The organism is Sphingopyxis sp. (assembly GCF_050916055.1).
In the GTDB taxonomy this organism is placed as follows: Bacteria; Pseudomonadota; Alphaproteobacteria; order Sphingomonadales; family Sphingomonadaceae; genus Sphingopyxis.
The window spans coordinates 1,949,771-1,975,793 of record NZ_CP051527.1; the positions used below are offsets into that span (position 1 = coordinate 1,949,771).

Consider the following 26,023-nt stretch of genomic DNA (forward strand, 5'->3'; position numbering starts at 1 on the left):
CAGCTTGCTGGCTAGTTGCAGCGGGTGGGGGCCATCGGCCTGGCGCAAGGCTGCCAGCCCCCACCCCAACCCCTCCCCTGAAGGGGAGGGGTAATCTATCCCAAACACCAAAAAAGGCCGGGTGGATCGCTCCACCCGGCCTTTCCATAATCCGTCAGCCGCAGCTTATTTCTTCGCTGCCGCCTTCTTGGCCGGAGCCTTCTTCGCCGCCGGCTTGTCTTCGGCGGCCTTCGCCGGAGCCGCCGTCTTCGCGGCGGGCTTGTCTTCGGCTGCCTTGGCAGGCTTGGCGTCCGCCTTCTTCGTCGGCGCCTTCTTCGCAGGAGCGGCCTCGGCGGCCTCTTCCTTCACGTCGGCCTTTTTGGCGGCCGGCTTCTTCGCCGCCGCCTTCTTGGCGGGCTTGGCGTCATGATCATGGTCGTGGCCACAGCCGGGGCCGTGGACGTGGCCGCCATCGTCATCGGCTTCAATCGCGGCTTCCAGTTCCTCGCGGGTGGTTTCGCGGTCGCTGATCTCGGCCTTTTCGAACAGGAAGTCGACGACCTTGTCCTCATACAGCGGCGCGCGCAGCTGGGCCGCGGCGAGCGCGTCCTGCTGGACATATTCGACGAAGCGCTGGCGATCTTCGGGGCGGTACTGCTGGGCCGCCTGCGCGATCAGGCGCTGCATTTCCTGGTTCGACACCTGCACGCCATGCGCCTGGCCGATTTCCGACAACAGCAGACCCAGCCGCACGCGGCGCACCGCGATCGCGCGATAATCTTCGCGGTCGCTTTCCAGCTCGGCCTTCGCCGCCTCGACATCGTCCTCGCGCGCGACTTCCTGCTCCAGCTGCTGCCAGATCTGGGCGAACTCGGCCTCGACCATCGTCGGCGGCACATCGAAGTCGTGGCTCGCGGCGAGCTGGTCGAGCAGCTTGCGCTTCATATAGGTGCGCGTCAGGCCGTTCAGTTCCTGCTCGACCTGGTCCTTCATCAGCTCTTTCAGCTTGTCGAGGCTTTCGAGGCCGAGCGACTTGGCGAACTCGTCGTCGATCTTCGCTTCGGCCGGAACCTTCACTTCCTTCACCGTCACGGCGAATTCGGCGTTGGCGCCCTTCAGGTCCGCGACCGGATAATCGGCGGGGAAGGTCACCTTGACGGTCTTTTCGTCGCCGACCTTGGCGCCGACCAGCTGGTCTTCAAAGCCCGGGATCAACTGGCCCGAACCGATTTCGACCGCCATGTCCTCGCCGGTGCCGCCGTCGAAGGGGGTGCCGTCGACGCTGCCCGCGAAATCGATGATCAGCTGGTCGCCGGTGGCGGCCTTCTTCGACTTCGGCGCGTCTTCGAAGCGCTTCATCTGCGCGGCGAATTCCTCGATCTTCGCCATCACCGCCTTGTCGTCGGCGGGAACGGTCAGCCGTTCCAGCTTCAGCCCCTCGATCGAGGGGGCGGCGATGTCGGGCAGCACTTCCAGCGCCACGGTGACTTCGGCGTCCTTGCCGCTTTCATAATTCTCGTCCAGCGACACCGCGGGCTGCAACGCGGGGCGCAGCTTTTCCTTGGTCATCAGGTCGCGCACGCCGGCGTCGATCGCCTTGTTCAGCGCGTCGGCCGACAGCGCGGCGCCGTGCATCTTGCGGATCAGGTTCGGCGGCACCTTGCCGGGGCGAAAGCCGGGCATACGAACGGTCGGGGCGATGCTCTTCACCTCGTCGTCGACGCGGGCGTCGATGTCCTTCGCGGTGATGGTGACGCGATATTCGCGCTTCAGGCCTTCGTTCAGCGTTTCGACGGTCTTCATTGCCTTGGTCTTATCCTTGCTCAAAATCTCGTATCGAACCCCGCCATGTTGGCGAAGCTCCCCAATCCCGACTTGCTGCTCGCGAAACTGGTGCGGGCGAAGGGACTCGAACCCCCACATCTTGCGATACTGGTACCTAAAACCAGCGCGTCTACCAATTCCGCCACGCCCGCTAGAGAAGCTGCGGCCGGGTGCACGAGGTGGCACGGGGGTGCCGCGCACGCCCGTGCGGGCCGCGCGGGGCTATAGCAGACGCGTGGCCGAGGGCAAGGGCAGAAAACCCCCGAAATCGGCGCTGTGCCCCGCCGGAACGGCCAGCGCCGCCGTTCCCCCGCGCCCGTCGGAACCGCGAGCGCCGGCGTTCCCCCGCGCCCGCCGGAACGGCGAGCGCCGGCGTTCGTTGTGCAGGCAAGGAGAGAGCATATGACCTTCGCATCCAGCCTTCACGTCCGCGCCGCCGACACCCAGCCCAAACCAAAGCCCGACATCATCGATCCGGTCGCCCCGCCCGAACAGCCGGTGCAGCCTACCCCGCTCGAGGATCCGGCCGGCCAGCCGCAGGAAATCCCCGGCAGCCCCGGCGGCGGCGACATCGACGAACCCGGCCGTGGCCCCGACGAGGTGCCGCCGCAGCAGGTTTAGCGCGGCAGCAGCAACGCGGATCGGCGCGCCATGACGCTTGGGCGATCGCGGCGGCTCTGATAATATGGTCGAGCCTCAGCAGGAGCTTTGTCATGCGTTCGATTCGCGTTGCGATCCTCGCCGCCGCGGCGGCCTGTCCGCTGCCCGCCCTCGCCCAATCCGCCCCCGACGTCGCCGATCTTGTCGGCGCGCGCGCCGCCGGCGGTGAAACCCAGCTCCTCGCCCGCGGCTACGAAGCGCAGCGGTCGAACGTCGTCGGCGAACAGCGCTACAGCTTCTGGTGGAACCCGCGGACCGGGCGCTGCCTGTCGGTGTCGACCGTCGATGGGCGCTATGGCGCGCTGATCGCGGTGCCGGCAGAAAATTGCGACGACGGCGACGGCCCGCGCGGCGGCTATGCCCCGCCAGCCGACCATCGCACCCCGGCGGAAGAGTCCGGATACAATGACCCTGCATCGCTCGTGCTCGTCTGTTACGGCGCCGGCAACCGGCCGAGCGTGGCGACCGCCCCGCGCTACGACTGGAACAGCTCGCGGCACAAATGGGAATGGAGCAACGATGTCGTTTCGACGACGCAGGGCTTCAACAGCGACGTTCAGATCGAGCTTTACGGCGATCACGGCCGCATCCACCTCGGCCCCAGCCTCGTGCCGCCGATCCATTCGGGCGGCCATGAAGGTTGGTGGGACCTCGAAAACCTCCTGGTCACCCCCGACCGCATCACCGCAACCTATCGGCTCAACGGCCTCAACAAGCCGCGGCTCGACATCGATCGCCGCTCGGGCCGCATCCAGCTCAAGGCGCAGACCAGCTTTTCCGGCCAGTGCGACATCGGCAACTGGGGCGCCGGCCAGCGGCGCTTTTGAGGCCCGGCGCCGCGATTCAATAATTGTCGGGGACCGCCTCGCCGGTCCTGCCGTCGATCACGCGGCCGCGGTCATAGGCCAGCAGCCCGGCGACCGGCGCTAGCCGGTTGATCGTGAACACCGGGGGCGCGACGAATTTTCCCACCGCGCGAAAGCTGGCCGGCACCACAGGTTTGCCCGCCAGCGCCGCCGGCACCGGCGCGCGCGAGTCGGGCGGGACCAGCCCGACCGCCGGCAGCGCCCAGTGGCCGTTGACGCTCGCCCCCAGCCCCGTTTCGCCCTTCAGCACCGGGTCGTCCGACGGTTGCCACGCGATCGCGACGGGAATGGTGCCAAGGTCGGTGATCTGCCCCGCCTTTGCCTCGAAACCCACCGTGCCTAGGCACAGGCAGGTCATCATCGCGGCCTGGTTGCCGGCGCCGTACAGCACGTAATTGCCGGGCGGCGCCTCAACCAGCATCAACCGCTTTTCCTTGTCCTTGACCAGCGCCTTGCCCAGATTTGCAGCATTGAGGTTCTGAACCGCATCATGGTGGTAATCGAAGGTCGCCAGACTGGGTTCGCCCGGCATGTCGTCGCCGGACGCCTGACCCTTCGCCGCCGCGGCCTGCCGTTTCGCGACCGCCGCGGCATGGGCCTTGCGCAGCGCGGGCAACGCCTTGTCGAATGCCTGTTGTTTCGCGGCGTAAAAGGCGGCGACCTCGGCCTCGGTCGGGATGCGCAGGAACACCGGGGAAAACCATTTGTCGGTGGTCCGGAACAACAGATAGGCACGGTCAGGCTTGATCGCGACAGGCTGCTTGCCGTCGATTTCGATCAGCTCGTCGGGCGCCTTCGCGTCTTCGGCATGGACGGCAGCGGGCAGCGCGAGCGCCGCCAGCAACGACAGCAGGGCAGCGGACCTTCTCATTTAACCGGCTCCTTGCCGCCCCACGTCGGACCCGACGCGATCTTGGCCTGCACCGCAATCCCCTTCGCGGGCGGCATGTCAGCGACGGATTCCCAAATCTCCTCGGCGACGCCATAGCGCGTGTAACCGCGCGGCTCCATGCAGCGGCGCATCTTCGACTGCCGGTCGCGCCGCGACAACGTGCCCTCGATCATCCCGCCGATCGCCAGCCCGACCAGCCCGGCCTGATTGTTCGTATCGTAACGCTGCCCCGCGGGCCGTTCGACCCACGGCACAAAGCGCGGCAGCGCGACATTGCCCCACCCCGCCGGAGTCAGGAACCGATAGCAGTCGGCCAGATCGGCATGCGCCTCGGCAAAACTGGTGCCGGCGCGGTGATAGAAGAAATATTTCCAGCCATTGTCGACCACCGCCGGGTCGGCGGAGCCCGACAAGTCGGGGACGACGACCGCCGCCGGGTCGGGCAGCGCCTCCTGCGCCCCGGCGCCCGGCGCCATGGCCAGCGCGGCCGCCCCCATCAACAATTTCGCCAGCATCGCGTCCCCCCCCCCCCCCGAAGCTCATGTCCCGGGCCGGATTTTGCGCGGTTGCACTTAGTTGGCAAGCACCTTTTTCAGCAGCGCGTTGACCACCTGCGGGTTCGCCTTGCCCTGCATCGCCTTCATCGTCTGACCGACGAAGAAACCGAACAGCGCGTCCTTGCCGCCCTTATACTGTTCGACCTTGTCGGCGTTGGCGGCCAGGATCTTGGCGATCTCGGCCTCGATCGCGCCGGTATCGCTCGTCTGCTTCAACCCGTCGCGCTCGACGATCACGCCCGCGGCGTCGCCGCTGTCGAGCATCTTTTCGAACACCTGTTTCGCAATCGTCCCCGAAATCGTGCCGTCGGCGACCAGGCCGAGCAGCTCGGCGGCGTGCTGCGGCGACACCGGCGAATCCGCAATGTCGCGGCCCATGCGGTTAAGCGCCCCGAACAATTCGCTCGTCACCCAGTTCGCCGCCGCCACCGGCTTCGCGCCCACTTCCAGCAAGGTGTCGAACCAGCGCGCCGCCTCGACCTCGGCGGTCAAAACATCGGCGTTATACGGCGAAATCCCTGCGCTGAGATACCGCGCACGCTTGGCGTCGGGCAGCTCGGGCAGGCTCTCGCGGCACTCGGCCAGAAACGCATCGTCGAGTTCGAGCGGCAGCAGATCGGGGTCGGGGAAATAGCGATAATCATGCGCATCTTCCTTCGACCGCATCGACCGCGTCTCGCCCCGGTCGGGATCGTACAGCCGCGTCTCCTGCACCACCGTGCCGCCGCTTTCGATCAGTTCGACCTGCCGCTTCGCCTCGCCCTCGATCACCGCCATCACAAAGCGCACCGAATTGACATTCTTCGTCTCGGTGCGCGTGCCGAATTCGTCGCCGGGCTTACGCACGCTGACGTTGACGTCGGCGCGCATCGAGCCTTCTTCCATATTGCCGTCGCACGACCCGACATAGCGCAGGATCGAACGCAGCTTGCGCACATACGCGCCGGCCTCGGCGGGCGAGCGCATGTCGGGGCGCGAGACGATCTCCATCAGCGCCACCCCTGAACGATTCAGGTCGACATAGGACATCGTCGGATGCTGGTCGTGCATCAGCTTGCCGGCATCCTGCTCGACATGGATACGCTCGACCCCGATCGCCTTGTCGGCGGCGATCCCGGCCTTGTCGTCGGCTGCGATCGTCAGCGAACCTTCGCCGACAATCGGATGATAAAGCTGCGAAATCTGGTAACCCTGCGGCAGATCGGCATAGAAATAATTCTTGCGGTCGAACCGCGAATATTTGTTGATCTGCGCCTCGATCGCCATCCCCGTGCGCACCGCCTGACGGATGCACTCGCGGTTCGGCACCGGCAGCATCCCCGGCATCGCGGCATCGACCAGCGACACCTGCGTGTTCGGCTCGGCCCCGAACGCCGTCGCGGCGCCCGAAAACAGCTTGGCTTTGGTCGTGATCTGGGCGTGGACCTCAAGGCCGATCACGACCTCCCACTCGCCGGTGTTGCCCTTGATGCGATAGTCAGTCATATCACTCTTCATAGTGCCGGAATTATGTCATTGCTGAAAGTTTCGCAGTCGTCACAATCAGCGGCGAAAATACCTAGGATAACGGCTGCGAATGCAACCAAAAATATAAGACCTTCCGAACAAGCAATGACCAAGCAGGCTGCAATGCTCGCAGGATACAGAATAAGCCATCCGCGTCGTCGTCTGAGGCGTTCCAAATTTTCAGCTGTTTTTGAGCCCCGAGTTCGCCTTATAACGCTGTTTACCGACCAAATAGAGAATACTAAAAAATATATGCTCAAAAATACAAAAGACAAAAATCTGTTATCAAAATTTATAGCAGAGCCAACAAGAGACATGTAGGACAAGACCCTAAATGTAACGGTTGGAGCAAGGCTGAATCCATCAGCATAGTTGGACTCATATGATTTAAAATCATCAATTCCATCTTTTAGATTCCAGAGGAATAGCAGTATCAATATCGAAATTTGATCAGGATCTTTAATGTCCATTTTTGCGATAGAAGACGCAATTACTACGAAGACATTGGCCGACAGCGCCGCCCCAAGAATCTGTGGAAACTTGATGACGGGGTTCGGTGTCACCACCACTTCTCGGCGCGAGCCGTAAAGCCCGCGCGCTCTTCAATAGCCAACCCGGCGTTCAGCACGCCCTGCTCATCAAACGCTTTGCCGATGACCTGCAAGCCTAGCGGCAGCCCTTCGCGGTTCAGCGCCGCGGGGACCGACATTGCGGGCAGGCCCGCGAGGCTCGCGGGCACCGCGAACACGTCGTTAAGGTACATCGCCAGCGGATCGGCCATCTTCTCGCCCAGCCCGAACGCCGCCGACGGCGCGGTCGGCGCCAGGATAACGTCGCACGACGCGAACGCCGCCTCGAAATCGCGCGCGATCAGCGTCCGCACCTTCTGCGCCTGCGTGTAATAGGCATCGTAGAAACCCGCCGACAGCACATAGGTGCCGATCATGATGCGGCGCTTAACCTCTGGCCCGAACCCGTCGGCGCGCGTCGCGGCATACATATCCTGCAACCCCGCCCCATCCGGCAGGTCGCGGAGCCCGTAACGCACGCCGTCGTAACGCGCGAGGTTCGACGACGCCTCGGCCGGCGCGATGATATAGTAAGCGGGCAGCGCGTACTTCGTGTGCGGCAGGCTGATCTCGACGACCTCGGCCCCCGCATCCTTCAGCATCGCAATCCCGGCATCCCACATCGCGTCGATGTCGGGATCGATGCCTTCAAGCCGATATTCCATGGGAATACCGACCGTCTTGCCCTTGAGATCGCTCGACAAAGCCGCTTCCCAATTCGGCACCGCCATATTCAGGCTCGTCGCATCCTTCGGATCGAAGCCCGCCATATTTTCGAGCATGATCGCGCAGTCACGCACGTCGCGCGCCATCGGCCCCGCCTGGTCGAGCGAGCTCGCGAACGCCACAATGCCCCAGCGCGAACAGCGGCCATAGGTCGGCTTGATCCCCGAAATCCCGGTGAAGGCGGCGGGCTGGCGGATCGAACCGCCGGTGTCGGTGCCCGTCGCCGCCGGGCACAGCCGCGCCGCAATCGCGGTCGAGCTGCCGCCCGACGACCCGCCCGGCGCGAGCGCGGCATTGCCGCCATCCTTGCGCTTCCACGGGCTGATGACATTGCCGAAATAGCTTGTCTCGTTCGACGAGCCCATCGCGAACTGGTCGAGGTTCAGCTTGCCCAGCATCCCCGCGCCCGCGTCCCACAATTTCTGGCTGACGGTCGATTCATAGCGCGGCACGAACCCCTCGAGCATATGGCTCGCCGCCGTCGTCTGCACGCCGTTGGTGCAGAACAGATCCTTCATCCCGATCGGCACCCCCGACAAGGGCTTCAGCGTCCCGGCCGTGCGGTCGGCATCGGCCGCCTTCGCCGCGGCCAGCGCATGTTCGGGCGTCTCGACGATAAACGCATTCAGCGCCTTCGCCGCCGCGACATTGGCGCTGAACGCCTCGGCCACTTCGACCGCGGAAAAATCGCCCGCGCGGTGGCCATCGCGGATCTGCGCTACCGTTAGATTTGTGAGATCAGTCATATCCAAAATCCGTTCGCCCTGAGCTTGTCGAAGGGCTGTTCTTGCCTTTGCGCGTTACAGAAGGACGGTCCTTCGACAAGCTCAGGACAAACGGGGAGAGGGTAGCGCCGACGGTCATTCGATCACCTTGGGAACACCAAAGAAGCCGTGCATCGCCGCCGGCGCATTCGCCAGCACATCGTCGCGGCGCCCGCCGCCGGTCAGCGGGTCGGCGTCGATCACATCGTCGCGCAGCCGCAGCTGGTTGGGGATCACCGCGGTCATCGGCTCGACCCCGCTCACATCGACCTCGCCCAGCTGTTCGACCCAGCCGAGGATGTTGTTGAGCTCGCCTTCCATTGCGGCGGCTTCCGCATCGCTGATCGCGATGCGCGCCAGCGACGCGATTTTCTTCACTGTTGCCTGATCGATTGCCATGGGTTCGCCTTTGCGGGAGAAGCTGCGCCGCTAGCACCGCGCCCCGCGCGCTTCAAGCCGTCGCCGCGGCGCAATCGCGCCTCCTCGCGCATTTCGTGCGTCCGGGCCGACAGCCGGCTCGACTTCGCGCGCGACCTGCGGGTAAGGGAGGCGCCAACCCTCTCCCCCACTGGATCCCCCCATGGCCCGCAAATTTCTCTATGTCATCGCCGCGTTCATCCTCCTGCTGCTCGGCGCCGGCGTCGCCTACCAGCTCGCGCCCGGCTGGTTCGGCCGCGTCGCCTTCGTCCCGAGCGCCGAATTCACCCCGCAGGCGGCGATCGCCCCCAATGCCTATGACGATCCGAAGATGTGGATTGCGCGCCCCGGCGTCGGCGACGATCCCTCGGCCTGGCGCCCCGCGACCGAAGCCACCCCCGCCCCCGACAGCGCCGCCCCCGACAGCGCCGAGGCGATGGGCCGCGATGCGCTCATGCCCCCCGCGCAGGCCGCCACGACCGCCGCCGCCGCCGCGGCTGAAAAGGGCGACGCCGCAATCTTCTTCGTCCACCCGACCAGCTATTACAGCCGGTCGAGCTGGAACGCCCCGCTCGACGATCCCGACGCCAACCACCGCGCCACCCTGTTCATGCAGGGCATGGCAAGCGCGTTCGGCGATGCCGGAGAGGTGTGGGCGCCACGCTATCGCCAGGCCACCCTCGGCGCCTTCCTCGCCAGCGACCGAGTCACTGCGGGCAAGGCGATCGACGCCGCCTATCGCGACGTCGAACAGGCGTTCGACGCCTTCCTCGCCGCCCAGCCCGCAAACCGCCCGATCATCCTCGCCGGCCACAGCCAGGGCGCGCTCCACCTTACCACCCTGCTCAAAAACCGCATCGCCGGCACCCCGCTCGCGCGGCGCATCGTCGCCGCCTATGTCGTCGGCTGGCCGATCAGCCGCGACACCGACATGGCGGCGCTCGGCCTCCCGGCGTGCGAGACCCCCGAGCAAAAGGGCTGCATCCTCAGCTGGGCGACCTTCGCCGATCCCGCCGATCCGGCGATGGTGCTCGACGCCTATGACGGCACGATCGGCTTCGACGGCCGCCCGCGCGCCGGCACGCGGATGCTGTGCACCAACCCGCTCACCGGCATTCCCGACACCGCCGCCGCGCCCGACGCCAACATCGGCACCCTGAAACCCGCCGACGGGTTCAAGGCGGGAACGCTCGTCGCGCAAAAGATCGGCGCGCGCTGCGACGACGAGCGCGGCCTGCTGATGATCGGCGATGCCGAAATCGCCAAGGACTATGCGCCGAGCTATGTCCTGCCCGGCAACAATTACCATGTCTTCGACATCACCCTGTTCTGGGCCAACGTCCGCGCCGACGTGCTCCGCCGCCTCGCGACCTTCGAAGGCAAGCCGTCGCCGGTGCCGCCCCCGGCGGCGCCGGAGGCTGTACCGTCTTCCGCAACCGAGGATCTTCCGGTAGCGGCACAAACCAAGTCCTGACCCAGGGAGCCCGCCCCAATTTCGTTCGTGTCGAGCAAAGTCGAGACACGCTTGGGACGCGTGACGCCTCGGCGTGTCTCGACTTCGCTCGACACGAACGGGTAAGGGGAAGCCGATGATCACCACCGCCGCCCCCGATTTTGCCGCCCACTTCCCCACCGGCGGCCGCCTCGCGGGGCTCGACGTCGGCACCAAAACCATCGGCGTCGCGACCTGCGATGTGAACTGGAGCTTCGCGACCCCCGACAAGACGATCGTCCGCAAGAAATTCGCCGCCGATCTCGCGACCCTCACCGCGGTCCTCGCCGCGCACAATATCGTCGGCCTCGTCGTCGGCCTCCCGCTCAACATGGACGGCAGCGACAGCCCGCGCACCCAAAGCACCCGCGCCTTCGCCCGCAACCTGGCCCCCCTCGCCCTGCCGATCCTGCTGTGGGACGAACGCTGGTCGACCGCCGCGGTCGAACGCGCACTGATCGCCGCCGACGTCAGCCGCGCCAAACGCGCCGACCGCATCGACAGCGCCGCCGCCGCCTTCATCCTCCAGGGCGCGATCGACGCCCTGAGCCGCCAATAGCGCCGCGCGGTTGACCGAATATATTCTCTATTGGCTCGCCGCCGCGAACGGCATCGCCTTCGGCCTGATGGTCGCCGACAAGCGTCGCGCCGAAGCCGACGTGCGCCGCATCCCCGAATCCACGCTGCTGCTCTGGGCCTTCCTCGGCGGCGCCTTCGGCACCGTCCTCGCGGCACGTCTCGTCCGCCACAAAACGCGCAAACAGCCCTTTATGACCTGGATGCTGATCTGGCTCTGGCTCCAGATCATTATGCTCATCCTCTGGGCGGCCGGCATATTGCAGCCATGGCTCGCCTCCGCGCTTGCCTATTTGCGCGCCGCCACTTAAACGCTCCCCTTTAATGACAACGTCAACAATCCGACCCGCCACCGACTATCCGCCCGGCGGCGATGCCTTTCGCCATCGCCACCTGATCGGCATCGCCCAGCTGACCCCGTGGGAGATCAGCTACGTCCTCGACGCCGCCGAACAGTGGGTCGATCTCAACCGCAGCGGCGCCGCCAAGCATGACGACCGCCTCGCCGGGCTCACCATCATCAACGCCTTTTTCGAAAATTCGACGCGCACGCTCTTGTCGTTCGAAATCGCCGGAAAACGCCTCGGCGCCGACGTCGTCAACATGCACGCCGCGCAGTCGAGCGTGAAAAAGGGTGAGACGCTCATCGACACCGCGATGACGCTGAACGCGATGCGCGCCGACGCGATGGTGATCCGCCACGGCAGTTCGGGCGCGGTCCAGCTGATCGCCGACAAGGTCGACTGCCCCGTCCTCAACGCCGGCGACGGCCGCCACGAACATCCGACCCAGGCGCTGCTCGATGCGCTCACCATCCGCCGCCGCCTCGGCCGCGTCGAAGGGCTGACCATCGCCATATGTGGCGACGTGCTCCACAGCCGCGTCGCGCGCTCGAACATCCTCGCGCTCACCCTGCTCGGCAACGAGGTCCGCGTCGTCGCACCCGCGACGCTCACCCCGCCCGCACTCGACCGCATGCATGTGACGACCTTCACCGACATGGACGAGGGGCTGAAGGACGCCGACGTCGTGATGATGCTGCGGCTCCAGAACGAACGCATGGACGGTGCCTACCTGCCGTCGCCACGCGAATATCACGCCCTCTACGGCCTCACCCCCAGACGGCTGGAAAAGGCGAAACCCGATGCCATCGTCATGCATCCCGGCCCGATGAACCGCGGGGTCGAAATCGACAGCAGCGTCGCCGACGATCCTGTTCGCTCGACGATCACCGAACAGGTCGAAATGGGGGTCGCGGTGCGCATGGCGTGCCTCGACATATTGACGCGTCGCCAGCGGGGGGTCGCGGGATGGAACTGAAACCGCTACTCGTCACCAATGCGCTGCTGGTCGACGGCGATACGCCGCGTCCGGGCAGCCTGCTCGTCGTCGATGGCCGCATCGCCGCGCTCGATCCGGCCGAAACGCCGGGCGGCACCGAAACCGTCGATGCCAAAGGCCAGTGGCTCGCCCCCGGCATCGTCGACCTCGGGGTGTTCGCGACCGACAAGCCCGCCTTTCATTTCGGCGGCATCACCCGCGCCGCGCTGATGCCCGACGCCGGGCCGCTCGACGATCCCGGCTTGGTCGAGCGCGCGGCCAAGGGCGGGAAGCCCGATTTGTGGGTCCATCCCCTTGCCGCCGCCACGAAGGCCCTCGCAGGCAAGGAACTCGCCGAAATCGGCCTGATGCAACAGGCCGGCGCGCGCGCCATCGCCACCGGCCGCAGCCGCATCGCCGACAGCGGCGTGATGCACCGCGTCCTCGCCTACGCCGCTTCGCTCGGCCTCGTCACGATCATCCATGCCGAGGACGAAGGGCTTACCGCCGGGGCGGTCGCGACCGATGGCGAAATGGCAACCCGCCTCGGCCTCGCCTCAGCCCCCGCCATCGCTGAAGCGATCGCGATCGCGCGCGACCTCGCGCTCGTCGAGGAAACCGGCGCGCCCGTCCATTTCCGCCAGGTCACCACCGCGCGCGGGCTCGACCTCATCCGCGCCGCCAAGGCGCAGGGGCTGCCCGTCCTCTGCGGTATCACCCCCGCGCACCTGTTCCTCTCCGACACCGCGATCGGCGATTTTCGCACCTTCGCGCGCCTGTCTCCGCCGCTGCGCAGCGAGGACGATCGCCGCGCCTGCCTCGCCGCCGTCGCCGACGGCACGATCGACATCCTTTCGTCGGGCCACGACCCGCGCGGGCCCGAGGACAAACGCCTGCCCTTCGCCGAATCGCTCCCCGGCATGGCGGGCGCCGAAACCCTGCTCGCGATGGGCCTCCTGCTCGTCCGCGACGGCCATGTGTCGCCCGGCCGCCTGTTCGACCTGCTCGCCGCCACCCCCGCCTGCCTACTCGGCCTCGACACCGGCCGCCTCGCCGTCGGCAGGGACGCCGACCTCATCCTGATCGACCCCGGCACCCCGTGGCAGGTCGACGCCAAGAAAATGGCGGCCTGGGCCGGCAACACCCCCTTCGACGGCATGCCGATGCAAGGCCGCGCGACGACGATGTGGAAGGGCGGCGTGCGGATTCGTTAGGTCTGCGGGTGCGGTGCCCCTTGCCCAACCTTGCAACCGCGCGGCCACATCCATGGCGGCACCGCTGGCGGGTGGACGCGCCGGGCTATTTCGCCACCCCCGCCTTCTCCGCCGCCAGCCGTTTGGCCAGCGCCTCGCGCGACCGGTCGGCATAGGCCCGGCACGCGCCGGGGGCGACACTGTACCGGCCCTCCGTCGCATTTCCCGGATGCGCCGAAATCAGGATGTCGCATCGCAGCGCCGCCATCGTGCGATAGCTTTGCGCAAAGCCCGCAACGAACGGCGCGCCGGCGGCACTGGTAAACTTGTAGCCATCCGCAGAGACCGGGTTGAGGCTCGCGGCAAAGACGATCTCTTTGCAACTTGTACTCTCGCACGCCTGCCAGCTCCAGCTCATGCTGCCCATCGTATGCCCCGGGGTCGCGCGCGCGGTGATCCGCGCCATGCCCAAAGGCAGCACCTCGCCGTCGCGCATCACGCGCCGCCGGTCGACCGCAGGCCAGCTGCCGCCATAAGCCAGCTGCGGATCGTCGGCGGCGTGTCGCCCCAGCCGCAACCCTTCGGCGCCGCGTTCGCTCGCCACCACGGTCGCGCCGGTGGCACGGACCAGCGCCGCCAGCCCGCCGGCATGGTCCCAATGCGGTTCGGTGCTCAGAATAAATTTGATGTCGTTGGGGTCGAACCCGAGTGTGCGGACATTGGCCAAAACCGCCGCAGCCGACTGCGGCAAGGCACCATCGACCAGCACCAATCCGTCGCCGGTGTCGATCAGCGCCACGCTCAGCCCGCCAAAGCCGACCAGATAGCTGTTGCCGAAAATCCGGGTCGGCGGCGCGGGCGCCAGCCATTCCGCCGCCCGTGCACCGCCGATTGGACGGGTCAGCGGGTCATCAGCGGGGACGGGGTCGGCGGTGGGGGCGGTGGCCGCACCCGCGACCTTGTGGGTCCGGGTGTCCACGACATTTGGCAGCGGCAGGTAATTTAAGCCCGCAAGCCAGGCGGCAATGGTCGTCATCGCGATCATGTTCGTCTCCCTTCGCCCCCGAAATGCCAAGCGGCACCGCACGCGACAAAGCATCATTTCTCGACAAAGCCATGAGAATAATTGATGACGGACCATGGACCGCGCCCAGCTTCCGCTCAACGCCTTGCGCGCCTTCGACGCCGCGGCGCGCCATCTCAACTTTACCCGCGCCGCCATTGAGCTGTGCGTCAGCCAGGGTGCGGTCAGCCATCAGGTCGCGCAACTCGAACGCCGCCTCGGCACCCGCCTGTTCCACCGCCTGCCGCGAGGGCTGGCGCTCACCGACGAGGGGCATGCGCTCGTCCCTGTCGTCGCCGATGCCTTCGACCGCGTCGCGGCGACGCTCGATCAATATAGCGGCGGCCGCTTTCGCGAGGCGCTCAAGGTCGGGGTTGTCGGCACCTTTGCCACCGGCTGGCTGCTCCCGCGCCTCGACGCCTTCGCCCGCGCGCATCCGGGCATCGACCTGCGGATCTCGACCAACAACAACCGCGTCGATCTCGCCGGTGAAGCGCTCGATTTCGCGATCCGCTTCGGCGACGGCGCCTGGCACGGCACCCATGCCGAACCACTGCTCGCCGCCCCGATGACCGCGCTGTGCACCCCCGCGATCGCCGCGCGCCTGAAATCTCCTGCCGACCTCGTCGCCGAACGCCTGCTCCGCTCGTATCGCGCCGACGAGTGGGCGCTGTGGTTCGCCGCCGCCGGCGTCCCCGCCCCGGTGCTGCGTGGCCCGATTTTCGACAGCTCGGCGCTGATGGCCACCGCCGCCGCCGCGGGCCAGGGCGTCGCGCTCGTCCCGCCGTCGATGTTCATCCGCGAACTCGCATCCGAACTGCTCGTCCAGCCGTTCGCGGTGGAGATCGACGCCGGCCGCTACTGGCTCACCCGACTGATGTCGCGCCCCGAAAGCGGCGCGATGGCGCGGTTCAGCGGCTGGCTGGCCAACGAAATCGCAGGCGAGGCAAGCCGCATTTAGCCCGGTGGCGTAGGGCCGCTTTGGGGTAGGAAGCGGACTAGGGAAGCAGAGTGCGGCGAATGAGGCGAGGGATTCGCAGATATGCGAGAACAAGGCTCATCCCGTAGAGCCAGCCGAATGCCAGTGCCTCGATCCTTGCGGCATTTTCGGTACCATTGGAAAGGCTGACACAGAAAAATAATCCTGCGGCGAAGAGACAAAATATAAATCCGTGAAGGCTACGCAAGTCGTAGCGAACCGTTCGAACGCCGTTAACCTGTTCGATGCAAAACCGCCCGCGATCGTATATAACCATCGCAAGCCAGTTAGGCCCAAACCAATCGGTCCATAGAGGTGAATTGAAGCTTAGGCAGTTAGGGTTCGTCGATGAAACTGGCTTCCTTTGCTTCTGCAGCATGCTTCTTATGCGAAGCAAAGCATCGGCATTAGAAATAGCGCTGTCGATCCCCACCGAACCTTTCAAATGCCATAAAAAGTCTGCCATACGAAGAGTGCTACAGTAATCTTACGGATGGCCGCAATTGGCCGATACCAGCCACCACTCCTACCCCAGCACCCAGCTCCGCCGCGGGTAACCCTGCGCCCATAGCAGCGCGGTCAGGTCGTGGTGGCGGATCACCGCCGCCGCCGCTTCGCCGGCGCTCGCGTGCGGGTGATAGCCGATGCCCAGCCCGGCCGCGGTGATCATCGGAATGTCGTTGGCGCCGTCACCCACCGCCAGCGTCTCCGCCAGCGGCAGGCCGAGCGCCGCCGCCTCGGCCTTCAGCGTCTCGAGCTTCGCCGAACTGTCGACGATCGGCTCCAGCACCCGCCCGGTCAGCTTGCCGCCCGCAATCTCCAGCCGGTTCGCCACCACCTTGTCGAACCCGATCGCCTCGCCCACCGGGTCGGCAAAAGCGGTGAAGCCGCCGGTCACCAGCACCGCATGCGCGCCGTGCGCCTTCATCGTCTGCACCAGCGTCCGCGCCCCGCGGGTCAGCCGGACGCGCTCGTAGCGGCATTCGACCAGCACCCCTTCCGCCATCCCGCCGAGCAGCGCGACGCGCTCGGTCAGCGCCGCGGCGAAATCGAGTTCGCCCTTCATCGCACGCTGGGTGATCGCCGCGATCTCGGGCTTCAGCCCGGCATAATCGGCCAGCTCGTCGATGCATTCGACGGTGATCATCGTCGAATCCATGTCGGCGACGATCAGCTTCTTGGTCCGGTCGCCCAGCGGCTGCACCACCACGTCGAGCGCGCCATGATCCATCAGCGCCAGTTCGGCGCGCGCGCTGACCAGGCTGCCCTGAAACACGATGTCGGCGGCGTCGCCCTCGTCCAGCCAGTGCGGCGCGCCGACGTCGTGCCCCGTTGCATCGAGCCGGTCGATCGCTTCGCGCACCACCTCGCCCGTCAGCTTCCCGGCTGCTATCAGCGTCGCAACGAACATGGCATCTCCTTCTTCCTCTTTCCGGCACCCACCCTTTCAGGGGCGCCCGCCTGTCGCGCTTATCGCTGGCCCCACCGCCAGCGGCAAGAGCGCATTGGCGGTCGCGCTCGCCAAGGCCGTGGAGGAGACGGGAGCCGGGGCGGTCGTGATCAACGCCGACGCGAGCCAGGTCTATGCCGACCTCGCGATCCTCTCGGCGCGCCCGACCGACGAAGAAATGGCGGGCATCCCGCACCACCTGTTCGGCCATATCGACGCCGCCGAGGCGCATAATGCCGCGCGCTGGGCCGACGAAGCGCGTGCCGTCATCGCCGCCGCACACACCGCCGGCGACATCCCGATCCTCGTCGGCGGCACCGGCCTCCATATCCGCACCCTGCTCGACGGCATTTCGCCGATCCCCGAGATCGACCCCGATGTGCGCGCCGCGGTGCGCGCCTTGCCTGTCGCCGACGCCCACGCCGCGCTCACCCGCGAAGATCCCGATACCGCCGCCCGCCTCAATCCCGCCGACACCACCCGCATCGCCCGCGCGCTCGAAGTCGTCCGCTCGACCGGCCACCCGCTCGGCCACTGGCACGCCGCACACACGGGCGGCATCGCCGATACGATCACGCTCGCCCCGCTCATCCTCCTCCCCCCGCGCGACTGGCTGCGCGATCGCTGCGACCAGCGGCTCGTCCAGATGTTCGACCGCGGCGCGATAACCGAGGTCGAAGCGCTGCTCGCCCGCAACCTCGACCCCGATCTTCCCGCGATGCGCGCGATCGGCGTTCCGCAAATCGCGCAATACCTGGCCGGTGCGATCGATCGCAGTGAAGCGCTCACCCTCACCCAGGCCGCCACCCGCCAATATGCCAAGCGCCAATATACCTGGTTCCGCAACCAGCTTCCGGCCGACTGGCTGCGCCACGCCGAGTCATTAAACATCGATTCTATTGATCAATTAGCAATATTGTTACGTCCAAAGCTGTTGACAGGATAGAATCCTATACCTATTGCCCGCAACCCTGTTGCAGCGCACAAGCGCTGCGTTTTTGTGCCCAAAAGGAGTTTCGTCGTGACGGAAATGAGCGGTGCCGACATGGTGGTTCAGGCGCTGGTCGACCTCGGGGTCGATACGGTGTTCGGCTATCCGGGCGGCGCGGTGCTTCCGATTTACGACGCGCTCTTCAAACACCCGACGATCAAGCATATCCTCGTCCGCCACGAACAGGCCGCGACCCACGCCGCCGAGGGCTATGCACGCTCGACCGGCAAGCCCGGCGTCGTGCTCGTCACCTCGGGCCCCGGCGCGACCAACGCGGTCACCGGCATCACCGATGCTTTGCTCGATTCGATCCCGATGGTCGTGCTCACCGGGCAGGTACCGACGACGCTGATCGGCACCGACGCCTTCCAGGAATGCGACACCGTCGGCATCACGCGCCACTGCACCAAGCATAATTATCTGGTGATGGACCCCGACCGCCTCGGCCCGATACTGCACGAGGCCTTTTATATCGCGACCCATGGCCGCCCCGGCCCGGTGGTCATCGACATCCCGAAGAACGTCCAGGTCGCGACCGGCAGCTATCGGGTCCCCAACCGCATCGACCACAAAAGCTATCGCCCGCAGGTCGATCCCGATGCCGACGCCATTGCGCAGGCCGTCGCGATGATCGCCGCGGCCGAGCGCCCGATCTTCTACACCGGCGGCGGCGTCATCAACGCCGGCCCCGATGCCAGCGCGGCGCTGCGCCAGCTCGTGGCGCTCACCGGCGCCCCGGTTACCTCGACCCTGATGGGGCTCGGCGCCTTCCCCGCCGACGACGACAAATGGCTCGGCATGCTCGGCATGCACGGCACCTACGAAGCCAATATGGCGATGAACCGCGCTGACCTGATCATCGCCGTCGGCGCGCGTTTCGACGACCGCGTCACCGGCCGCCTCGACGCTTTCTCGCCCGATTCCAAAAAGATCCACATCGACATCGACCGCAGCTCGATCAACAAGATCGTCCCCGTCGATCTCGCGGTGGTCGGCGACGCCGGGCGCGCGCTCGATGCGCTGATCGCGGGCTGGCAGGAAGCGGGCCACAAAGCCCGCGACCTCGGCGAATGGTGGCGCCGCCTCGACGGCTGGCGCGCCACGCGCTGCCTCGACTTCCCCGAAAAGAAAGACGACGCCGCGGAAATCATGCCGCAGCGCGCGGTCAAGGCGCTGTTCGACGCGACGCGCGGGCTTGACCCGATCATCACCACCGAGGTCGGCCAGCACCAGATGTGGGCGGCGCAGCATTTCCATTTCGACGGCCCCAACCGCTGGTTGACCAGCGGCGGCCTCGGCACGATGGGCTACGGCTTCCCCGCCGCGGTCGGCGCCCAGATCGCGCACCCCGATCGCCTCGTCATCTGCATCGCGGGCGAAGCCAGCATCCAGATGAACATCCAGGAAATGGGGACGGTCAGCCAGTACCGCCTGCCGGTGAAGATCTTCATCCTCAACAACGAATATATGGGCATGGTCCGCCAGTGGCAGGAACTGACCTATGAAAGCCGCTATTCGAACAGCTATTCGGACAGCCTGCCCGATTTCGTCAAACTCGCCGCCGCCTATGGCTGGACCGGGCTGCGCATCGACACGCTCGGCGAACTCGCCGACGGCGTCCGCACGATGATCGACACCCCTGGCCCGGTGATCGTCGACTGCCGCGTCGCGCAGCTCGCCAACTGCTTCCCGATGATCCCCTCGGGCGCAGCGCACACCGACATGATCCTCCAGCCGAACGACATCGTCGGCACGATGGACGACGAAGCCAAGGCGCTGGTGTGATGGGAACAACTTCAATCTTCTCCCCCCCGGCGGGGGAGAAAAGACTTGGCTTGGCGGCTTGCCGCCTAGCAAGTCTTAGAGAGGGGGAGCGGTCCGCGGGACCGCGCGCGCCGATGGCGCGCGTCACCCTCTCCCAGCTTCGACTAGCCAGCAAGCTGGCAAGTCTGCGCAACCCTCTCCCGTCAAGGGAGAGGGAAGGAATAAGATAATGAAAATCCACACCGAAGCCGGCGAGCGCCACGTCCTCGCGGTCACCGTCGACAACGAAGCGGGCATCCTCGCCAAAATCACCGGGCTGTTCTCGGCGCGCGGCTATAATATCGAAAGCCTGACCGTCGCCGACATCAGCGCCGACCATGCCTTGAGCCGCATCACCATCGTCACGTCCGGCCCGCCCGCGGTGATCGACCAGATCATCGCGCAGCTCGACCGCCTCGTCCCCGTCCACAGCGTCACCGATCTCGCCGATCAGGGCGCGCATGTCGAACGCGAGATTGCGCTCGTCAAGGTCGCGGGCACCGGCGACAAGCGCATCGAGGCGCTGCGCATGGCCGACGTCTTCCGCGCCAAGGTCGTCGATACGACGCTCACCAGCTTCATTTTCGAAATTACCGGGACGAGCGACAAGGTCGACCGCTTCATCGCGCTGATGCGCGAATGCGGGCTGGTCGAAGTCGGCCGCACCGGCGTCGTCGCCATCGCCCGCGGCGCGGAGGCGGTTTAGAGTTTTAGAGTTACCGTTCAATCATTCGTCATGCTGAACTTGTTTCAGCATCCATGGCCCGAGGCCGCGTCCTTCGGCCATGGACCCTGAAACAAGTTCAGGGTGACGAAAAAACTGACAGGAAAGAAGCCAATGCAAGTCTATTACGATCGCGACGCCGACCAGGATCTGATCAAGGGCAAGAAGGTCGCCGTTGTCGGCTACGGCAGCCAGGGCCACGCCCACGCGCAGAACCTGCGCGACAGCGGCGTCGGCGAGGTCGCGATCGCGCTCCGCGCCGGCTCGGCGACCGCCAAAAAGGCCGAAGCCGCCGGCTTCAAGGTGCTGTCGAACAAGGACGCCGCGCAGTGGGCCGACGTCATCATGATCGCCGCCCCCGACGAACTTCAGGCGAAAATCTACGCCGACGACCTCGCCGAGCATATGAAGCCCGGCGCCGCGCTCGCCTTCGCGCACGGCCTCAACATCCACTTCGGCCTGATCGAAGCGCGCCCCGACATCGACGTCTTCATGGTCGCCCCCAAGGGCCCCGGCCACACCGTGCGCAGCGAATATCAAAAGGGCGGCGGCGTCCCCTGCCTGATCGCGGTCGCGCAGGAAGCGACCGGCAACAGCGGCAACGGCTACGCCAAGGCGCTCGCCCTCTCCTACGCCAGTGCCGTCGGCGGCGGCCGCAGCGGCATCATCGAAACCACCTTCAAGGAAGAGTGCGAAACCGACCTGTTCGGCGAACAGGCGGTGCTCTGCGGCGGCATCACCCATCTGATCCAGGCCGGGTTCGAAACGCTGGTCGAGGCGGGCTACGCCCCCGAAATGGCCTATTTCGAATGCCTCCACGAAACCAAGCTGATCGTCGACCTGCTCTATGAAGGCGGCATCGCCAACATGCGCTATTCGATCAGCAACACCGCCGAATATGGCGACATCAAAACCGGCCCGCGCATCATCACCGAAGAGACGAAGAAGGAAATGAAGCGCGTCCTGCAGGACATCCAGTCGGGCCGCTTCGTCAAGGACTTCGTCCTCGACAACCAGGCCGGCCAGCCCGAACTGAAAGCCAGCCGCAAGGCCGCCGCCGCGCACCCGATCGAAAAGGTCGGCGGCGAACTGCGCGCGATGATGCCGTGGATCGCCAAGAACCAGCTGGTCGACAAGGCGAAGAATTAAGGCCGATCCTCCCCGGAACGGGGAGGATCACCCCTTCCCCAGCAGCAACTTGTCCCCCGCCTGCCGGATCACCCCCTCCGCGATCGGTTCGGCAAAACCCAGCCCCGGCGGCAGCTCGAAATCAATCGCCAGCGCGTCGGGCTCGATCGTCGCGCTCGCCGGCACGCTCTTGCCCATCACATGGATGGTGAACAGCATCCGGTCTTCGCTGTCCCAGCGATGCTCGACCCGCCCCAGCCCGCCGGGGATCAGCTTGACCAGATCGTCGGCGCGCGCCGTCATCCGGCGCCGCACCTCGTCGGCGGGCAAATTATGGGCGATGCGGACGGTCGGCATGGGCGTTTCTCCTGTCGCCATCTTGTCGCGCATCGCGGGCCGAAATTCAAATGTTGCGAAGCTCCGCGTCCGACCGGAAGCTGCCCTACTTAACCCCGTTCGCATCGAGCGAAGTCGAGATGCCCATCGGCGTGGTGTGAGGTCAAGGGTGTCTCGACTTCGCTCGACACGAACGGATTGGGGGCTGGCCTTTGACGACCAATTGCGGACATTGCTGCTCCCCTCCCTTTTAGGGAGGGGCTGGGGGTGGGTAGCCGCCAACGGCGGCGTATTCACCGCCGCTCGCTATCGCTCGCAACCCACCCCTAACCCCTCCCTAAAAGGGAGGGGGATTGTCTGGAATCCACCCCAAGGCGGACCCACGCCATCACCCCCCGAATTTCGCATCCGCGGGTACCGCCGCCCAATTCGTCTCCGCCGCCGCGATATATCCCGCGCGGTCCATGTCCCATTTCGCCTTCACCGCCTGGTTGAAGTTCAGGTACAGCTTGCCGTCGACCACCGCATAGGCCAGCGGATCGCCCGGCGCCAAGTAACCGCGCGCCATCGCCCACGCGCAATGCCCGCCGTAGCGCGGCATGAACGCCTCGGGATTGGCCTGAAACCGCGCCGCATTGGCGCCGTTGGCGAAATGCCAGACCGCGCCGTCATGCTCGACCGCAAAATCGGCGTCGCCCTTCACCGGCACCCCGTCGCCGTCGAAATAGCTCACCGCATCATAGCCGCTGACCGCAACATTGCCGCCCTCGACCCCGACATAGACCGGCGCCGCAGTGGCGTTCGGGGTAAAGGCGGTCAGCGACAGCGGCGCGACCACCGCCGCCAGCAGGATGAACAGGGCTTGGTTTTTCATGGATAATCTCCATCTGGGTCGCACGGCCCGATGCCGACGCCCGTCACCCCTCATTCGCGGCCGATCCGCAAAGGGTTACGCGGGCAGGTTCGGCTTAGGTTCATCTGCACGCGCCATTCTGCGCCCCAACGAACCGGGGCCAAGGCGAACCGGGGTCTGGGAACGCGAATCTGTGACGATGAACAAAGCCGGTCTCCTCCTTTCCCTCCTCGCCGCGCTCGCCGTCGCCGCGCCCGCCGCCGCGCAGGACGACAGCCTCGCGCAATCGTCCGAGCCGCCGCAGCGCACCTCGGTCCTCTACACCTTCGGCGACGATCCCTGCCCCGAACCGCAGGGCGACGAGATCGTCGTCTGCGCCCAGCAGCCCGAATCCGAACGCTACCGCGTCCCCAAGGAGCTGCGCGAGGAGCTCAAGGAAGAGGAAAGCGTCGGCGGCGGCTCGTGGGCGTCGCAGGTCGAGGGGTATGAGAATATCGCCCGCGCCTCGCGCCCGAACAGCTGCTCGCCGGTCGGCAGCTACGGCTTCACCGGCTGCGCCTCGGCGGCGCTGCGCGAATGGTTCGAGGCGCGGCGCGGCCGCTGAGGCACGGCGCACCGCGAAACGCTGCGTTTCGCGGCGCGCGATTGACGCCGCCCTCCCCGCTGGCATAGCGTGGCGCTCCCCCAACAGGAGAATATCGTCATGCGCCGCATCGCCCCCCTTGCCGCCGTCGCCCTCGCCGTCGTCGCGGTTCCCGTCGTCATCGCGCAGAACGCGCCGCAGGTCCCCGGCGCCGCCGACAAGAGCCGCGTCGCCGCGGGCACCTACGCCGCCGACGCCGGCCACACGATGGTCGTCTGGGAAGTCGACCATTTCGGCTTCAGCAAATATTCGGGCATCTTCGGCGACGTCACCGGCACCCTCGTTATCGATCCCGCCAACCCCGCCGCATCGAAAGTCGACGTGACGATCCCCGTCGCCAAGGTCACCACCGCCAGCAGCGGCCTCACCGATCATCTGCTGCGCGCCGGCAAGGATGGCGGCAAGCCCGACTTCTTCGGCACCGCCCCCGCCGACGCCAAGTTCGTGTCGACCGCGGTCGTCCTCGACGACGACGGCGACGAGGCGAAGGTCACCGGCAACCTCACCTTGAATGGCGTGACCAAGCCGGTCACCCTCGACGTCGATTTCCACGGCGCCGGCACCAATCCCTATAACAAGAAAGCCACGGTAGGGTTCGAGGCTGAAACGACGATCAAGCGCAGCGACTTCGGCATCGCTTACGGCATCCCGGCGGTCAGCGACGCGGTCGAGCTCGAGATCCACGCCGCCTTCGAAGCGCAATAACCGCCGCCCTACAAACATCGTCGCCGGGCCGGCCCCGCCGCGCCCGGCGACATTTTCTGCGCTCCCTCTTGCCAAACACGACATTTTGCATCACTAGACCCGCCATGCACATGCGCGGCCTCCTGCTTTTGCGACTTACACGCCCTTGGGCGTGACGATGCCGCTGCGCCCGATCCGGCGCGCGACCGCCCAAGGGTAAGCCACCACACCACCCTGTCTCGCAGAAGAAGCCCCGCCCCATGACCATGCTCCGCGATCCCTCGGCCAAATACCGGCCGTTTCCGCAAGTCCCGCTGGAGGGCCGCCAGTGGCCCGCCCGCACCATCACCCAGGCGCCGATCTGGCTCTCGACCGATCTGCGCGACGGCAACCAGGCGCTCATCGACCCGATGGATGCCGAGAAAAAGACCCGCTTCTTCGACCTGCTCGTCCGCGTCGGGCTGAAGGAGATCGAGGTCGGTTTTCCCGCCAGCGGCGCGACCGACTTCGACTATATCCAGAACCTCGTCCGCTCGGGCCGCATCCCCGACGACGTGACCCCGCAGGTGCTGACCCAGGCCCGCGCCGACCTCATCCGCACCAGCTTCGACAGCCTCGCCGGCGCCCGCACCGCGATCGTCCACCTCTACAACGCCGTCAGCCCGGCGTGGCGCCGCATCGTCTTCGGCATGGAGCGCGCCGACATCAAGCAGATCGCCGTCGACGGCGCCAAGCAGCTGCGCGACAACGCCGCGCGCCTGCCGCAAACCGACTGGCGTTTCGAATACAGCCCCGAAACCTTCTCGACCGCCGAACTCGATTTCAGCATCGAATGCTGCGCCGCGGTGATGGAGATTCTTGCACCCACCGCCGACCATCCGATCATCCTCAACCTGCCCGCGACGGTCGAGGCGTCGACCCCGAACATCTACGCCGACCAGATCGAATATTTCGCCCGCCATTTGCCGAACCGCGACGCGGCGCTGATCAGCCTGCACACCCACAACGACCGCGGCACCGGCGTCGCCGCCGCCGAGCTCGGCCTGCTCGCCGGCGCCGACCGCGTCGAAGGCTGCCTGTTCGGCAATGGCGAGCGCACCGGCAACAGCTGCCTCGTCACCATCGCGCTCAACATGTACACGCAGGGGCTCGACCCCGGGCTCGACTTTTCGGACATCGATCAGGTCATCGCGACCGTCGAATATTGCAACCGCCTCCCGGTGCACCCGCGCCACCCCTATGGCGGCGAGCTGGTCTACACCGCCTTTTCGGGCAGCCACCAGGACGCGATCAAAAAAGGCTTTGCCGCGCGCGAACGCCAGAACGACCAGCATTGGGAAGTCCCTTATCTGCCCATCGACCCCGCCGATCTCGGCCGCAGCTACGAAGCGGTGATCCGCGTCAACAGCCAGTCGGGCAAGGGCGGCGTCGCCTGGGTGCTCGAACAGGACAAGGGGCTGAAACTGCCCAAAAAGATGCAGGCCAGCTTCAGCCACATCGTCCAGGCCGTCGCCGACAAAACCAGCCGCGAACTCGGCGCCGAAGACATCTGGCAAGCCTTCGAAGCCAGCTACCTCAGCGTCGCCGACAAAAGATTCCAGCTCGTCGACTGGTCCGAATCGCATTCCTCCCCGGCACGGGGAGGGGGACCACGAAGTGGTGGAGGGGCACAGGCGTCCGAACGCATCTTCGCGGGCGTCCTGCGCATCGACGGCCAGCAACGCAGCATCAGCGGCCGCGGCAACGGCCTGATGAGCAGCGTCATCGCCGCGCTCGCCGAATCCGGCGGCCCGATCATGGACATCGTCGATTACAGCGAACACGCGATCGGCCAGGGCAGCACCGTGCAAGCCGCCGCCTATGTCGAATGCCGCACCGCGGACGGCAAGAGCGTGTTCGGCTGCGGGCTGGATACCGACGTCGCGACGGCAAGCGTGCGGGCGATCCTCAGCGCCGCCAACGGAGCGTAACCAATCCTCCCCGTGGCGCAGCCATGGGGAGGTGGCAGTCCGAAGGACTGACGGAGGG

Annotated in this window: 26 protein-coding genes and 1 tRNA gene; 15 read left to right on the forward strand and 12 right to left on the reverse strand. The window is 66.2% G+C overall.

The window, feature by feature from the left end:
• Positions 1-165 precede the first annotated feature (165 nt).
• Both tig and HEQ22_RS09465 read right to left on the reverse strand, forming a co-directional pair.
• Complete coding sequence (tig, locus tag HEQ22_RS09460; RefSeq protein ID WP_432767655.1) at positions 166-1,782, reverse strand: trigger factor; 1,617 nt, start codon at positions 1,780-1,782, stop codon at positions 166-168.
• A gap of 88 nt (positions 1,783-1,870) precedes the next feature.
• Positions 1,871-1,955, reverse strand: a tRNA-Leu gene (locus tag HEQ22_RS09465).
• Positions 1,956-2,205: 250 nt separating this feature from the next.
• Here HEQ22_RS09465 and HEQ22_RS09470 point away from each other — a divergent pair.
• Together HEQ22_RS09470 and HEQ22_RS09475 are read left to right on the forward strand one after the other, a co-directional pair.
• Positions 2,206-2,424, forward strand: coding sequence for a hypothetical protein (locus HEQ22_RS09470; RefSeq protein WP_432767656.1), 219 nt, complete (start codon positions 2,206-2,208; stop codon positions 2,422-2,424).
• Positions 2,425-2,516: 92 nt separating this feature from the next.
• The gene (locus HEQ22_RS09475; protein ID WP_432767657.1) at positions 2,517-3,290 is read left to right on the forward strand and encodes a hypothetical protein; all 774 of its coding nucleotides are present in this window, start codon (positions 2,517-2,519) and stop codon (positions 3,288-3,290) included.
• Positions 3,291-3,306: 16 nt separating this feature from the next.
• On the opposite strand, the gene HEQ22_RS09480 is transcribed toward HEQ22_RS09475, so the two are convergent.
• The 6 genes from HEQ22_RS09480 to gatC all read right to left on the reverse strand — a co-directional run bounded on the left by HEQ22_RS09480 (position 3,307) and on the right by gatC (position 8,742).
• Complete coding sequence (locus HEQ22_RS09480) at positions 3,307-4,200, reverse strand: hypothetical protein (protein ID WP_432767658.1); 894 nt, start codon at positions 4,198-4,200, stop codon at positions 3,307-3,309.
• Entirely contained in the window at positions 4,197-4,736 is a 540-nt protein-coding gene (locus HEQ22_RS09485) for a hypothetical protein (protein ID WP_432767659.1), read from the reverse strand. The genes HEQ22_RS09480 and HEQ22_RS09485 overlap by 4 nt, the downstream gene beginning before the upstream one ends.
• A 57-nt stretch (positions 4,737-4,793) precedes the next feature.
• Positions 4,794-6,263: an Asp-tRNA(Asn)/Glu-tRNA(Gln) amidotransferase subunit GatB gene (gene gatB, locus HEQ22_RS09490; RefSeq protein ID WP_432767660.1), complete on the reverse strand. Its 1,470-nt coding sequence runs from the start codon at positions 6,261-6,263 to the stop codon at positions 4,794-4,796.
• Between the two features lie 8 nt (positions 6,264-6,271).
• Positions 6,272-6,847, reverse strand: a complete 576-nt coding sequence (locus tag HEQ22_RS09495) for a hypothetical protein (protein WP_432767661.1) — start codon at positions 6,845-6,847, stop codon at positions 6,272-6,274.
• Entirely contained in the window at positions 6,844-8,325 is a 1,482-nt protein-coding gene (gatA, locus tag HEQ22_RS09500) for an Asp-tRNA(Asn)/Glu-tRNA(Gln) amidotransferase subunit GatA (RefSeq protein ID WP_432767662.1), read from the reverse strand. The genes HEQ22_RS09495 and gatA overlap by 4 nt, the downstream gene beginning before the upstream one ends.
• Before the next feature lie 114 nt (positions 8,326-8,439).
• A complete protein-coding gene (gene gatC, locus HEQ22_RS09505) occupies positions 8,440-8,742 on the reverse strand; it encodes an Asp-tRNA(Asn)/Glu-tRNA(Gln) amidotransferase subunit GatC (RefSeq protein WP_432767663.1) in 303 nt (100 codons plus the stop codon).
• A 181-nt stretch (positions 8,743-8,923) separates the two neighbouring features.
• Here gatC and HEQ22_RS09510 point away from each other — a divergent pair, with 181 nt between their 5' ends.
• From HEQ22_RS09510 to HEQ22_RS09530, 5 genes are all read left to right on the forward strand, one after another.
• Positions 8,924-10,234, forward strand: a complete 1,311-nt coding sequence (locus HEQ22_RS09510; protein ID WP_432767664.1) for a DUF3089 domain-containing protein — start codon at positions 8,924-8,926, stop codon at positions 10,232-10,234.
• Between the two features lie 115 nt (positions 10,235-10,349).
• Positions 10,350-10,811, forward strand: a complete 462-nt coding sequence (ruvX, locus tag HEQ22_RS09515; RefSeq protein ID WP_432767665.1) for a Holliday junction resolvase RuvX — start codon at positions 10,350-10,352, stop codon at positions 10,809-10,811.
• Between the two features lie 10 nt (positions 10,812-10,821).
• Positions 10,822-11,139 (forward strand): DUF1294 domain-containing protein, encoded by a 318-nt coding sequence (locus HEQ22_RS09520; RefSeq protein WP_432767666.1) that lies wholly within the window; start codon positions 10,822-10,824, stop codon positions 11,137-11,139.
• A gap of 13 nt (positions 11,140-11,152) precedes the next feature.
• Positions 11,153-12,148, forward strand: a complete 996-nt coding sequence (locus tag HEQ22_RS09525) for an aspartate carbamoyltransferase catalytic subunit (protein ID WP_432767667.1) — start codon at positions 11,153-11,155, stop codon at positions 12,146-12,148.
• Positions 12,139-13,362 carry a dihydroorotase gene (locus HEQ22_RS09530; RefSeq protein ID WP_432767668.1) on the forward strand — a complete coding sequence of 408 codons (1,224 nt, stop codon included), beginning with the start codon at positions 12,139-12,141 and terminating at the stop codon, positions 13,360-13,362. Before HEQ22_RS09525 ends, HEQ22_RS09530 begins: the two co-directional genes overlap by 10 nt.
• 85 nt (positions 13,363-13,447) lie before the next feature.
• Here HEQ22_RS09530 and bla read toward each other — a convergent pair whose 3' ends face one another.
• Positions 13,448-14,386, reverse strand: coding sequence for a subclass B3 metallo-beta-lactamase (bla, locus tag HEQ22_RS09535; protein ID WP_432767669.1), 939 nt, complete (start codon positions 14,384-14,386; stop codon positions 13,448-13,450).
• A 94-nt stretch (positions 14,387-14,480) separates the two neighbouring features.
• Between bla and HEQ22_RS09540 the strand changes: the two genes are divergently transcribed.
• The gene (locus HEQ22_RS09540; protein WP_432767670.1) at positions 14,481-15,365 is read left to right on the forward strand and encodes a LysR family transcriptional regulator; all 885 of its coding nucleotides are present in this window, start codon (positions 14,481-14,483) and stop codon (positions 15,363-15,365) included.
• Between the two features lie 544 nt (positions 15,366-15,909).
• Here HEQ22_RS09540 and serB read toward each other — a convergent pair.
• Positions 15,910-16,794, reverse strand: coding sequence for a phosphoserine phosphatase SerB (gene serB, locus HEQ22_RS09545; RefSeq protein WP_432767671.1), 885 nt, complete (start codon positions 16,792-16,794; stop codon positions 15,910-15,912).
• Between serB and miaA the strand changes: the two genes are divergently transcribed.
• From miaA to ilvC, 4 genes are all read left to right on the forward strand, one after another.
• Positions 16,793-17,779, forward strand: a complete 987-nt coding sequence (gene miaA, locus HEQ22_RS09550) for a tRNA (adenosine(37)-N6)-dimethylallyltransferase MiaA (protein WP_432767672.1) — start codon at positions 16,793-16,795, stop codon at positions 17,777-17,779. The two genes, serB and miaA, sit on opposite strands and share 2 nt — an antisense overlap.
• Positions 17,780-17,854: 75 nt before the next feature.
• Positions 17,855-19,609: a biosynthetic-type acetolactate synthase large subunit gene (ilvB, locus tag HEQ22_RS09555; protein WP_432767673.1), complete on the forward strand. Its 1,755-nt coding sequence runs from the start codon at positions 17,855-17,857 to the stop codon at positions 19,607-19,609.
• A 208-nt stretch (positions 19,610-19,817) separates the two neighbouring features.
• Positions 19,818-20,333 (forward strand): acetolactate synthase small subunit, encoded by a 516-nt coding sequence (ilvN, locus tag HEQ22_RS09560; RefSeq protein WP_432767674.1) that lies wholly within the window; start codon positions 19,818-19,820, stop codon positions 20,331-20,333.
• 132 nt (positions 20,334-20,465) lie between these two features.
• Positions 20,466-21,500 (forward strand): ketol-acid reductoisomerase, encoded by a 1,035-nt coding sequence (gene ilvC, locus HEQ22_RS09565; protein ID WP_432767675.1) that lies wholly within the window; start codon positions 20,466-20,468, stop codon positions 21,498-21,500.
• Positions 21,501-21,527: 27 nt separating this feature from the next.
• Here ilvC and HEQ22_RS09570 read toward each other — a convergent pair whose 3' ends face one another.
• Entirely contained in the window at positions 21,528-21,836 is a 309-nt protein-coding gene (locus HEQ22_RS09570) for a polyhydroxyalkanoic acid system family protein (RefSeq protein ID WP_432767676.1), read from the reverse strand.
• Between the two features lie 367 nt (positions 21,837-22,203).
• On the reverse strand, positions 22,204-22,689 hold the full coding sequence (locus HEQ22_RS09575; protein ID WP_432767677.1) for a YHS domain-containing (seleno)protein: 486 nt from the start codon (positions 22,687-22,689) through the stop codon (positions 22,204-22,206).
• Positions 22,690-22,867: 178 nt separating this feature from the next.
• On the opposite strand from HEQ22_RS09575, the gene HEQ22_RS09580 reads away from it, so the two are divergent.
• The 3 genes from HEQ22_RS09580 (at position 22,868) to leuA (ending at position 25,965) form a co-directional block, all read left to right on the forward strand.
• Positions 22,868-23,272: a hypothetical protein gene (locus HEQ22_RS09580; RefSeq protein WP_432767678.1), complete on the forward strand. Its 405-nt coding sequence runs from the start codon at positions 22,868-22,870 to the stop codon at positions 23,270-23,272.
• A 99-nt stretch (positions 23,273-23,371) separates the two neighbouring features.
• A complete protein-coding gene (locus HEQ22_RS09585) occupies positions 23,372-24,016 on the forward strand; it encodes a YceI family protein (RefSeq protein WP_432767679.1) in 645 nt (214 codons plus the stop codon).
• Positions 24,017-24,255: 239 nt separating this feature from the next.
• Positions 24,256-25,965 (forward strand): 2-isopropylmalate synthase, encoded by a 1,710-nt coding sequence (gene leuA, locus HEQ22_RS09590; protein ID WP_432767680.1) that lies wholly within the window; start codon positions 24,256-24,258, stop codon positions 25,963-25,965.
• Positions 25,966-26,023: the final 58 nt, after the last annotated feature.

Excerpts from the sequence above, each read along its gene's own strand:
- HEQ22_RS09510 (WP_432767664.1), top strand. The coding sequence starts at position 8,924 with ATGGCCCGCAAATTTCTCTATGTCATCGCCGCGTTCATCCTCCTGCTG.
- gatB (WP_432767660.1), bottom strand. The coding sequence starts at position 6,263 with ATGACTGACTATCGCATCAAGGGCAACACCGGCGAGTGGGAGGTCGTG.
- HEQ22_RS09475 (WP_432767657.1), top strand. The coding sequence starts at position 2,517 with ATGCGTTCGATTCGCGTTGCGATCCTCGCCGCCGCGGCGGCCTGTCCG.
- tig (WP_432767655.1), bottom strand. The coding sequence starts at position 1,782 with ATGAAGACCGTCGAAACGCTGAACGAAGGCCTGAAGCGCGAATATCGC.
- miaA (WP_432767672.1), top strand. The coding sequence starts at position 16,793 with ATGGCATCTCCTTCTTCCTCTTTCCGGCACCCACCCTTTCAGGGGCGC.
- HEQ22_RS09575 (WP_432767677.1), bottom strand. The coding sequence starts at position 22,689 with ATGAAAAACCAAGCCCTGTTCATCCTGCTGGCGGCGGTGGTCGCGCCG.
- HEQ22_RS09530 (WP_432767668.1), top strand. The coding sequence starts at position 12,139 with ATGGAACTGAAACCGCTACTCGTCACCAATGCGCTGCTGGTCGACGGC.
- HEQ22_RS09570 (WP_432767676.1), bottom strand. The coding sequence starts at position 21,836 with ATGCCGACCGTCCGCATCGCCCATAATTTGCCCGCCGACGAGGTGCGG.
- leuA (WP_432767680.1), top strand. The coding sequence starts at position 24,256 with ATGACCATGCTCCGCGATCCCTCGGCCAAATACCGGCCGTTTCCGCAA.
- ruvX (WP_432767665.1), top strand. The coding sequence starts at position 10,350 with ATGATCACCACCGCCGCCCCCGATTTTGCCGCCCACTTCCCCACCGGC.
- ilvC (WP_432767675.1), top strand. The coding sequence starts at position 20,466 with ATGCAAGTCTATTACGATCGCGACGCCGACCAGGATCTGATCAAGGGC.
- HEQ22_RS09540 (WP_432767670.1), top strand. The coding sequence starts at position 14,481 with ATGGACCGCGCCCAGCTTCCGCTCAACGCCTTGCGCGCCTTCGACGCC.
- HEQ22_RS09485 (WP_432767659.1), bottom strand. The coding sequence starts at position 4,736 with ATGCTGGCGAAATTGTTGATGGGGGCGGCCGCGCTGGCCATGGCGCCG.
- ilvN (WP_432767674.1), top strand. The coding sequence starts at position 19,818 with ATGAAAATCCACACCGAAGCCGGCGAGCGCCACGTCCTCGCGGTCACC.
- HEQ22_RS09470 (WP_432767656.1), top strand. The coding sequence starts at position 2,206 with ATGACCTTCGCATCCAGCCTTCACGTCCGCGCCGCCGACACCCAGCCC.
- HEQ22_RS09585 (WP_432767679.1), top strand. The coding sequence starts at position 23,372 with ATGCGCCGCATCGCCCCCCTTGCCGCCGTCGCCCTCGCCGTCGTCGCG.
- bla (WP_432767669.1), bottom strand. The coding sequence starts at position 14,386 with ATGATCGCGATGACGACCATTGCCGCCTGGCTTGCGGGCTTAAATTAC.
- gatC (WP_432767663.1), bottom strand. The coding sequence starts at position 8,742 with ATGGCAATCGATCAGGCAACAGTGAAGAAAATCGCGTCGCTGGCGCGC.
- HEQ22_RS09525 (WP_432767667.1), top strand. The coding sequence starts at position 11,153 with ATGACAACGTCAACAATCCGACCCGCCACCGACTATCCGCCCGGCGGC.
- gatA (WP_432767662.1), bottom strand. The coding sequence starts at position 8,325 with ATGACTGATCTCACAAATCTAACGGTAGCGCAGATCCGCGATGGCCAC.
- HEQ22_RS09480 (WP_432767658.1), bottom strand. The coding sequence starts at position 4,200 with ATGAGAAGGTCCGCTGCCCTGCTGTCGTTGCTGGCGGCGCTCGCGCTG.
- HEQ22_RS09580 (WP_432767678.1), top strand. The coding sequence starts at position 22,868 with ATGAACAAAGCCGGTCTCCTCCTTTCCCTCCTCGCCGCGCTCGCCGTC.
- serB (WP_432767671.1), bottom strand. The coding sequence starts at position 16,794 with ATGTTCGTTGCGACGCTGATAGCAGCCGGGAAGCTGACGGGCGAGGTG.